Below are 9,404 nucleotides of genomic sequence, written 5' to 3'. Positions count from 1 at the left end.
ATCATTTCCCCCCGTCCGCTGCGCCGACTGCCTTCAGCATGAAGTCCACCAGCAGGGGGTAGAACTCGTCGGGGCGTTCGTAGCGCGCCTGCACATGCTCGCAGCCCTGCGCCCACCAGAGTTGCTTGGGTTCGCGCGCGGCGTGGAAGAGCCGCTCGGCGTGCGAAGGCGGGATGAGTTGGTCGTGCGTGCCGTGCATCAGTAGCACAGGGCGCGGGGCAATGTGGGCGATCACCGCTTCGGGCGCGACCTTGTGCGCGGACTGGCGCGTGTAGAGCCTGCCAATCAGCAGTGTCGGGTGCAATAGGATGGACGCCTTGCCCACTGCGTTGCGCCACCAATCCTTGACCGCCAAGTTCAGCCGTGCGTAGGCGGAGTCGGCGACGACGGCGCGGATGCGCGGGTCTTCCGCCGCTGCCAAGATAGCTGCCGCGCCGCCCATCGACGCGCCGTAGACCACCACGGGCAAATCGGGCGCAGTGCGCGTCGCGAAGTCCACCGCCGACAGCACATCCAGCCGCTCCAAATCGCCAATCGTACACAAATCGCCCTCGCTCTTGCCCATCGCGCGGAAGTCGAACACCAAGCAGTGGAAGCCTGCCTGCCACAGTTCACGGGCGACGGGCAACGGCTCGCAGCGGTTCATCAGGTAGCCATGACACAGAATCGCGATTCCGACGGGCTTCGGCGCGGGTAGCCACCAGCCGTGCAGCCGTATCCCGTCGCGCGACGGGAACGCCACATTCTGGTACGGTAGCCCCAAGTCGCGCGGCGTGATGAAAAACGGCGTGCGCGGGGGACGCAGCGTCGCGCGAGTCGCCAAATAGTTCACCAGGAGCAGTACCCCCAGCGCCAGCCCGACGCCGACCACAATCGCCAGCCACATCGCCCAAAGTATACACCATGCGCCCCCACCCCTTGACAAAACCCCCTCGCCGCATGGTATATTAATGGCACAACGACGCGGGGTGGAGCAGTCCGGTAGCTCGTCGGGCTCATAACCCGAAGGTCGTGGGTTCAAATCCCACCCCCGCAACCATTTTTATTTTAACATCCCCAACAGGTACAATTCCCGCACATGCTGCCTGAGTGGCTGCTTCAGGTGGGCGAGGCGACGCCCGCGCCGACGCATGGCGCCCCCACCGTCTGGCGCGAGGCGTGCCTTGAGTCGCGCCCCGTGCTGCTGGCTTCGTGGCTTGCCGAGCAATCCCAGCCTGTGGTGGTGCTGACGCCCTCGTTGTCGCGCGCCGAGCAGTGGCTGGCGGTGCTGCTGCGTCTGGGGCTGCCCGAAGAGCGGCTGCTGCGCCTGCCCAGCAGCCTGACCCCGCTTTTGGAGCCGACAGGCGTGGAGCAGGAGACGCTGCACGAACGCCTACGCGCCCTGCACGCGCTGCATCGGGGCGAGGCGGTGTGCATCCTTGCGCCGATTGCCGCCGCGCTGCAACGCACGATGCCGCCCGCGCTGTTCGAGGCGGAGCTGGTGCGCCTGCGCCTGCCCGACGCCGAGCCGCCCGACACGCACGAGTGGCTGTGCCAAATCGCGCCCGACGCGCTGCTGCGCCGACTCGCCGAAGACGGCTACGAGTACCAAGAGCCTGTGCGCCTGCCCGGACGCTTCGCGCGGCGCGGCGGAATTGTGGATGTGTTTCCGATGGGCGCGGAGCTGCCCGTGCGCATCGAGTTCTGGGGCGACGAAATCGCCAGCCTGCGCTTGTTTGAGCCTGCCACCCAGCGTTCGGTCAAGCAGGTCAAGTATGCCGTGCTGCTGCCCGCGCGCGAGGTTCCGATGGGCGCGCCCGAAGTCGCCGAGCGCGTCCGCGCCGCGTGGGAGGCGCGCACTGCCCGTCAGCCCGCCGCGCTGCAACCGACCCTGCGCCAGAATCTGGAAGACGACCTGCGCCCGCTGATGCAAGGCGCGCCGTTCGATCGGCTGGAGCTGTACCTGCCGTGGCTGCTGCCCGCGCGCGCCTGCCTACTGGACTACCTGCCCGAAAGCGGCTGGCTGGTGCTGGACGAGCCGCTGATGCTGAACACCGCCTATGACCGCGCCGTCGAGGAGCTGGCGCAGTCGCTGACCTCACGCGCCGAGCGCGGCGACATCCCCCCCCTGCAGCCCGATGAGTATGTGGAGCCGTTCGAGCGCGTGATGCGCCATCGCACAAGCCTGCTGCTGGGCGATCCGATTGTGGCGGGGGGTAAGCCGTTCCCCGTCGCGCAGGAGTACGAACTGGGCACGCGCACGCTGCGCACCGCAACGGGCACGGTCGCCGACCTGTGGCAGCGCGTCTACCGCTGGCAGCAGGCGGGCTACCGCATCGTGATCGCCACCGACCGCCCCACCCAAGTGCGCCGCGCCTTGCAAGAGGCGTCGCTGGAGGGCAGCGTCGAGCTGTTTCAGGGCAACCTCGGCGGCGGGTTCGTGTGGGACGCCAAGCAGTTCGCGCTCATCACGGATGCCGAGCTGTTCGAAAACCATCGCCTGCGCCTGCCCCCACGCCGATTCACCGAAGGCGTGCCGATTACCTCCATCATGGACTTGCAGCCGGGCGACTATGTGGTGCATCTCTATCACGGCGTCGGGGTGTTCCGCGGGCTAACGACGCTGGAGCGCGACGGCGTCAAGCGCGAGTACCTGCTGATCGAATACGCGCACCCCGACCGCATCTTCGTGCCCGTAGACCAGTTAGACCGCATCCAGAAGTACCTTGCGCCCGACGACAAGCCGCCCGAAATCAAGCGGCTGAACAGCATGGTGTGGGCGCGCACGGTCGCCCGCGCCCGCCAAAAAGCGAAAGAGGTCGCCGAAGAGCTGGTGCGCATCTACGCTCTGCGCGAGAAAGTCACCCGCCCCACCTACGGCGAGGACGCCCCGTGGCAAGCCGAGATGGAGGCGATGTTCCCCTACATCGAGACCGAGGGGCAACTGCGCGCGATTGCCGAAGTGAAAGCGGACATGGAATCGCCCCACCCGATGGACAGGCTGCTGATTGGCGATGTCGGCTTCGGCAAGACGGAGGTCGCCCTGCGCGCCGCCTTCAAAGCGATTATGGCAGGCAGGCAGGTCGCGCTGATGTGCCCCACCACCATTCTGGCGTACCAGCACTACCAGACCTTCAAGGAGCGGTTCGAGCCGTTCGGCGTGCAGGTCGCGCTGCTGAGCCGCCTGATTAGCCCCGCCGAGCAGAAGCGCATCCTGCACGGGCTGAAAACGGGCGCAGTCGATATGGTCATCGGCACGCACCGCCTGCTGTCTAACGATGTCGCCTTCAAAAACTTGGGGCTGGTGATTATCGACGAGGAGCAGCGCTTCGGCGTGATGCAGAAAGAGAAGTTCAAGAAACTGCGCGGCACGGTCGATGTGCTGTCGATGAGCGCGACGCCCATCCCGCGCACGCTGTATATGGCGCTGACCGAGATCCGCGACATGAGCATGATTACCGACCCGCCCCCAGGCAGGCTGCCGATACGCACAATCGTCGCGCCCTACACCGACTGGATGACGCGCGAGGCGATTCTGCGCGAGTTGCAGCGCGACGGGCAGGTGTTCTATGTCGTGCCGCGCATTCAGGGCATCACGCATGTCGCCGAGCGGCTACAGGGGCTGGTTCCGCACGCGCGAATCGCCGTCGCGCACGGGCAGATGCCCCCGCAGGAGGTGGAGGCGACCGTGCTGGCGTTCTACAACCGCGAGTACGATGTGCTGGTCAGCACCACCATCATCGAAAACGGACTGGACATGCCGAATGTGAACACGCTGATTGTGGAGGGCGCGGAGCGGTTCGGCCTGGGGCAGTTGTATCAGTTGCGTGGGCGCGTGGGGCGGTCGGATCGTCAAGCGTATGCCTACTTCCTGTACCGCGCGGGCAAACTCACCGAGAAGGCGGAAGACCGCCTGCAAGCGCTGCGCGAGTTCTCGCACTTAGGCTCAGGCTTCGCGCTGGCGATGCGCGACCTGGAGATTCGCGGCGCAGGCAATTTGCTGGGCGAGGAGCAGCACGGCGCGATGCGCTCCGTCGGGCTGGAGTTGTATCAGGCGATGTTGCGCGACGCCATCCGCCGCCTGCGCCAAGGCGAAACGCAGTGGAGCTTGGACGCGCCCGTTGACGAGGAGCTGCCCGACGCCAGCAAGTTGCCTGTGGACGCCTACATCCCGCACGACTACATTCAGGATGTCGCGCAGCGGCTGGGCTACTACAAGCGCATCGCGGGCAGCCGCACGCGCGAGGAACTCAAGTCGCTCGTGCGCGAGTTGCGCGACCGCTACGGCGAGCTGCCCATCCCGCTGAAGAGCCTGATTCGGCTGATGGAGCAGCGCATTCTGGCGCACGCGCTGGGCGTGCAGACGATTGGCGTGGAGGGCAAGCGGCTGGTGTTGCGCTTCAAGCCTGATCGCAAACTCAAGGCGCGCTGGCAACTCGCGCTGCAGCAAGCCATTCGCGGCGCGCGCACGCAGCCCGACGAAATCAGCGCGCCCATCGGCGACCACCCGCTGGAGACGCTGATGCAGATACTGGGCGAACTCAAGGCGTGTACGGAGGTGTAATTGATATTGTGCCCCCCTCCTGCAGGTTCCCCCCCCCGCTTCGCGAGGGGAACCACGAGAGGCGCGCCTACTCGGTTCCCCCTGCTTGCAGGGGGAACCCTGACGTCTGCCATTTTAACATCCCCACACCCACATCCCCTTGAATAACAAAACGCCCATCGGGTATCCCTATCCCTACTATGGTACGACTTAGACACGCCGAGATGGGACAACCCGATGGGCAACACCACAACACACACCCAGTATACCACCTCCAACACCTCATCAGCACCACACCCCTCAACACCACACGACCCGAACCCTACCGCACCCTCCAACAACTCACCCGCGCCGAACTCATCACCACCGCACGAAAAACCATCGCCCAACTCGCACGCACCCAACACCCCTACCCCAACCACATCCCCAACCGCTACTACCGACACTTCCAACGCTACTTCGACCCCGACGCCGCCTTCCAGCACCTGTTCCAACATACCCTCCACGCCGTCCCTTAAAGGGGTAGGTTTTTTCTGAGGGCACGGAAACCTACCCCTTTAAGAGGGTCGGGGTGGGGGCGAAATGTTTATCTACGCAACGGCACTGATTGCTTAACCTTCCACATCAAACTTCCAATCGGTGGGCGGCGGCGGGTCGTAGGTCTCTTGGCACGCGCGTTGCCGCTCCTCCTGCTCCAACTCGGTCAGCAGCGCGCGCCGCTTGCGGCGCAGCAGGCTCTGGCAGCGGTCATCTGCCTCCAACGCGCGGCGCAGCAAGGGCAGCCACTTCGGGTCAGGCTCCAGACGCTCCAGCGTGCGCAGCGTCTCCTCGCGCCGCTGCAGCAGCCCCGTGACCTCGTCCCAGCGGTCGTCCTCAATCGCGTCCTCCAAGCAGAGGCTCAGCATCCAAAAGTCGTGCAGCAGCGTCTCCACCAGCGATTTAGCCATGCAGACTCACCTTCGCTGCGGGCAGCGCGACCTGCGTTTCCGACTCCGTTGCAATCGTGTCCCACGCCTCGCGGAGTTCGGAGAGCAGATGAACCACATGCTCCAATCGGTCGCGGCTGTCGTTGATGTTCGCCTCCACCAACTGGTTATACATGTAGGTGTAGAGACGGAACAGGTTCTCGGCGATTTCGCCGCCCTTGTCGAAGTCGAGGCTGCTGATGAGTTCGGCAAGGATTTTCTGGGCGCGTTGCAGTTTGGTGTTCTGGGTCTCGTAGTCGCGTTGCTGCATCGCGTATGCCGCCTCGTTGATGAAGCGGATTGCCCCGTCATACAGCATCACAATCAGCCGCGCGGGGCTGGCGGTCTCCACCGCCGTCTCCAAGTATCGCTCGTGTCCGTTCACGCCACCATACATGGACTGACCTCCATCACCTGCCTGCGATGCCCACGCGCGGCAGGGTCGCCGCGAACGCCGCCAAGCGCGCCCCTTGGCTCTGCATCTGGCTAATCGCGCGCTCCATCCGCGCGAACTGCTCGCGCAGCATCAGTTGCCGACGATTGACCTCCTCGCGGATGGACTCGATCTGGCGGTCAATCGCGCTCATCTGGTCGCGGAGGGTGTTCGTGGCGTTCTGGATGTCGCCGTTCACGATGTCGGTCGCTTGCCGCGCGAACAGGCGCACTTGGTCGGCGACGCCGCGCGTGAAGTGAACCCTACCGTATGTGCCTGGCGCGGTCGCCGTCACGCGGATTTGCAGCCCTGCCGTGTTGGGGTTGTCGCTGTTGCCCGTGAGGAACTGCCCGCGCCCTGTCGCCGCCTCACCGTTGATTGTGCCTTGCACATCCAGCCCCTCGGCGTTGATGGGCGTTGTGCCAATCCCAGAGTTGTCGGACGCCGCCGCGAGGTTCGAGACCACCGTGAAGTTGCTTGCCGAGCCGTAGTTGACCGCGCGAATGACGAGCTTGCCGTTCTCTTGGCTGGCGACGACACGATTGCGCAGGCGCGGGTCGTTGTTGATTTGGTTGATGGTGTCCTGAAGCGTGTTGCCTGCCGCGAGCGTGAGGTTCACGGATTCGCTGCCAAAAAGCGCGCCGCTGAAGGTGAGCACTTCCGTCGTCGTGCTGGCAGAGGTCTGTGCGACGCTCGCCATCGCCTCCGCGCGGGTCGCCGCCTGGGTAATGACCACCTCATAGCCTGCCTGCGGCGAGGCTTTGGTCTTGTCAGTCGACGAGATGAAGCTGATGTTCGGGTCGGTTGCTCGCCCCGACGCCGTGAACAGGCGCATCACGCCCTGCAGGTCTTGCGTCAGGGCTTGCGTGAACTTGCCCTCGTCGAAGCTAAGCTTGCCGTCCTGACCCAGCTGCACGCCCACCTGCGCCAGCACACGCAGGTTGTCCTGCAGGTTCGGCACCGCGCTAATCGTGCGGTTGATGATGCCGTCCACCACACTACTGACCGTCGTATCGCCAAACAGCACGCCCGCTTTGAGTGTGTTCTTGTCGATGGAGGCGTTCTGCTTCAGGAAGTCCACCAGACTGTTGAAGGCGTTCACGAAGTTATTGACCGCGCCTTTGGCGGCTTCCGTGTCGCGCGAGAGCGTGAGAATCGCCGTCTTGGGATTGTTGGCGTCCGCGCTGAGCAGATTAATCGTTACGCCCTGTATCGCATCGTTCACTTGGTTGCGACTGCGCCTATACTGGAACCCGTCGATGGTGAACTCGGCGTCCTGCGCCTGCACAAGTTCGTTCTGGTAGCCGTTTTGCAGCACGCCCAGGTTCTTGAGGATGTTCTTGTCGTCGACGAAGGTCGGCAGGTTGCTCCCGCCGTCGATTTTGAGGCGGTAGTAGGTTGTGCCGTTCTCCGTCTCGCTGACGATGGACGCCGTGACGCCCGCGCCTGCGTTGTTGATTTTGCCCACCAGCGAGGCGAGCGTGTCGGTCGCAAAGTCCACGGCGATGCTCTGTCCGTTAATTTGAATTGTACCGCTCGGCGGGTTGGTCATCCCGAACACCTGTGCGAGCGTCTGCCCCGCGTCGCGGAATCGGTCAGAGAGCGCGGCGTTGTTCTGCTGGTTGCGGATGAACTCGTTGTACGAGACGAGTTTCAGCGTCGGCGCAAGCACCTGCCATCCGTCGACATCCGCCAGCTGAATCTTGCTGTTTTTGCCCGTCTCGTTGGCGGTAAGGGTGAGGTAGACCCCGTTGTCGGTGTTGAGAATCGATGCCGTGACGCCAGCGCCCGCTGCATTAATCTTCTGCGCCACTGTTTGCAGGGTGTCTGTGGATTGGAGCGTAATCACCTTGCCGTTGACCATAAATTGCCCGCTAACGCCCAGCTCGGCGGTGGCGGAGGTGTGCGCACTGCTCACAATCTTATGCGCCTGCGCCAACTTACTGACCTTCAACTCGTAAGTTCCTGGAAGCGCTTCGGTGGAAGAGGTGATGGTCGCCACCTGCGTGTCGCTGGATGTGCCGCGCACCGAGTTGAACGCGCTGTTGACCGAGAGCGCGCCTGCCGCCGTCGCCAAATTGTTGACCAGCCCCCGAAACTGGTCGAACGCGCTCATGCGGCTCTGCAGTTGCGACTTGCGCACCATGAGCCGCTGCATCGGGCGTGACTGCAGCTCCGTTAGCTTCTGGATGATCGACTCGGTGTCAATCCCCGTCGCTAACCCTGCAAAGTTGATTCCGCTCAAATTCCCGCTGATCATTCTGACCCACCTCCTGGTATGCCCTACTCATCAGCCAGCCTCCATGCGACTCCACCGTCGTTGCCATTATCGGCAGCGTGTTCAGCGTTCTGGACTCTCAAAAATGCAGGTTTCGTTGCCGATAATCGGGGGGTGATGTGCGCCGTGCTGATTTGGGGCATGCTATGGATTGCCACAGCGCGGCTTACGGAGGAGCCACACCTACGGACAGACTGTCTAACGCCGTTGCACAGCGGTTATGCACGCCTTGACACGCAATTAGACGCATTGTCAAGCAGCGCAAAGCCAAGTGTCAACGCTGATAGACAGGCTGTCAAAGCCACAATCCGCATTCCCGAAAGCGTGACGGTCAGCGCAGCGCGCTTCCAACTGGGCGACATCGCCACTGTGGAAGGCGACGAGACGCTGTGTCAAACGCTTTTACGGATTGAGCTGGGCGCGTCGCCATTGGCTGGACAGTCGCGTTTGTTCACTCGACAGCAACTCATCACGCGCCTGCGCCTGCACGGGATAGACCTCAGCGCCATCCAACTGGAAATGCCGCACACGGTGCGCATCACGCGCGGGGCGCAGTCGCTGGATACCACGCAGCTGGAGCAGTTCGCCCGCGAGCAGTTACGGGCAGTGCTGGGCGAGGCGGCAAGCGAATGGACGCTGGAGAACCCGCCCGCGCCTGCTGCCATCCCCAGCGGGGCGGTGAGCTTTCGGCTGGAGGGCGAGCCGCGCGTGGCGTCCCAGTCGGCGACGCTGGAGGTGGTCGCGCTGGTGGAGAACCAGCCGCGCGCCCGCTACCTGCTGCGCTTCAAGGCGCCCTCCAAGGCGCGGCAAATCGCCGTGCGCTCGGGCGAGAGTGTCCAAGTGCGCGTCGTCGCTGACGGCGTGGTGCTGGAAGTCAAAGGCGTCGCCCGCGCCACAGGCGCACTCGACGAAACCATCCCTGTCTACATCCCCGACACGCAGAAGACACTCCGCGCCCAGATTGTTGACACAGGCGTACTGGAGGTGAGGCTATGAGCTTCGCGATTTGGACACTGTGTCTAATACTGAACAATAACGCATTCCTGCCGCTTGACGCCTTTTCCTCACGGGCACCCGAAAGTTTGTGCGCTGTGTCAAGTCTGCCCCCCTCCTTAAGGTTCCCCCCGCTTCGCGAGGGGAACCAAGCCGATTAGGTTACCCCAGTTTAAAGGGGGGACCATTAGGTCGGGGTTTGCATCCAGACAT

The 9,404-nt window shown here is 63.7% G+C and carries 7 protein-coding genes and 1 tRNA gene; 4 read left to right on the top strand and 4 right to left on the bottom strand.

The window, feature by feature from the left end:
* Nucleotide 1 precedes the first annotated feature (1 nt).
* The gene (locus tag NW838_RS02635; RefSeq protein ID WP_414427452.1) at nt 2-886 is read right to left on the bottom strand and encodes an alpha/beta hydrolase; all 885 of its coding nucleotides are present in this window, start codon (nt 884-886) and stop codon (nt 2-4) included.
* Between the two features lie 76 nt (nt 887-962).
* Here NW838_RS02635 and NW838_RS02630 point away from each other — a divergent pair.
* The 3 genes from NW838_RS02630 (at nt 963) to NW838_RS02620 (ending at nt 5,040) form a co-directional block, all read left to right on the top strand.
* Nucleotides 963-1,039: transfer RNA gene (locus tag NW838_RS02630), tRNA-Met, on the top strand.
* Between the two features lie 39 nt (nt 1,040-1,078).
* Nucleotides 1,079-4,543, top strand: a complete 3,465-nt coding sequence (mfd, locus tag NW838_RS02625) for a transcription-repair coupling factor (protein WP_414427451.1) — start codon at nt 1,079-1,081, stop codon at nt 4,541-4,543.
* A gap of 179 nt (nt 4,544-4,722) precedes the next feature.
* Nucleotides 4,723-5,040, top strand: a complete 318-nt coding sequence (locus tag NW838_RS02620; protein WP_414427450.1) for a hypothetical protein — start codon at nt 4,723-4,725, stop codon at nt 5,038-5,040.
* Nucleotides 5,041-5,133: 93 nt separating this feature from the next.
* On the opposite strand, the gene NW838_RS02615 is transcribed toward NW838_RS02620, so the two are convergent.
* From NW838_RS02615 to fliD, 3 genes are read right to left on the bottom strand one after another with little or no spacing between them, the layout of a single operon-like run.
* Complete coding sequence (locus NW838_RS02615; RefSeq protein WP_414427449.1) at nt 5,134-5,469, bottom strand: hypothetical protein; 336 nt, start codon at nt 5,467-5,469, stop codon at nt 5,134-5,136.
* Nucleotides 5,462-5,884 carry a flagellar export chaperone FliS gene (fliS, locus tag NW838_RS02610; RefSeq protein ID WP_414427448.1) on the bottom strand — a complete coding sequence of 141 codons (423 nt, stop codon included), beginning with the start codon at nt 5,882-5,884 and terminating at the stop codon, nt 5,462-5,464. The genes NW838_RS02615 and fliS overlap by 8 nt, the downstream gene beginning before the upstream one ends.
* Nucleotides 5,885-5,897: 13 nt before the next feature.
* The gene (gene fliD / locus NW838_RS02605) at nt 5,898-8,180 is read right to left on the bottom strand and encodes a flagellar filament capping protein FliD (protein WP_414427447.1); all 2,283 of its coding nucleotides are present in this window, start codon (nt 8,178-8,180) and stop codon (nt 5,898-5,900) included.
* A 342-nt stretch (nt 8,181-8,522) separates the two neighbouring features.
* On the opposite strand from fliD, the gene NW838_RS02600 reads away from it, so the two are divergent.
* On the top strand, nt 8,523-9,194 hold the full coding sequence (locus tag NW838_RS02600) for a flagella basal body P-ring formation protein FlgA (RefSeq protein WP_414427446.1): 672 nt from the start codon (nt 8,523-8,525) through the stop codon (nt 9,192-9,194).
* Nucleotides 9,195-9,404: the final 210 nt, after the last annotated feature.

The sequence above is a fragment of the Synechococcus sp. R55.2 genome (genome assembly GCF_047462075.1).
GTDB lineage: Bacteria > Cyanobacteriota > Cyanobacteriia > Thermostichales > Thermostichaceae > Thermostichus.
Note: the sequence above shows the minus strand (reverse complement) of the source record. Positions and strands in the feature narration are given on the sequence as shown.

What these genes read in the sequence shown, in the direction of transcription:
- NW838_RS02635 (WP_414427452.1), bottom strand. Translation starts at nt 886, where the DNA reads ATGTGGCTGGCGATTGTGGTCGGCGTCGGGCTGGCGCTGGGGGTACTG.
- mfd (WP_414427451.1), top strand. Translation starts at nt 1,079, where the DNA reads ATGCTGCCTGAGTGGCTGCTTCAGGTGGGCGAGGCGACGCCCGCGCCG.
- NW838_RS02620 (WP_414427450.1), top strand. Translation starts at nt 4,723, where the DNA reads ATGGTACGACTTAGACACGCCGAGATGGGACAACCCGATGGGCAACAC.
- NW838_RS02615 (WP_414427449.1), bottom strand. Translation starts at nt 5,469, where the DNA reads ATGGCTAAATCGCTGGTGGAGACGCTGCTGCACGACTTTTGGATGCTG.
- fliS (WP_414427448.1), bottom strand. Translation starts at nt 5,884, where the DNA reads ATGTATGGTGGCGTGAACGGACACGAGCGATACTTGGAGACGGCGGTG.
- fliD (WP_414427447.1), bottom strand. Translation starts at nt 8,180, where the DNA reads ATGATCAGCGGGAATTTGAGCGGAATCAACTTTGCAGGGTTAGCGACG.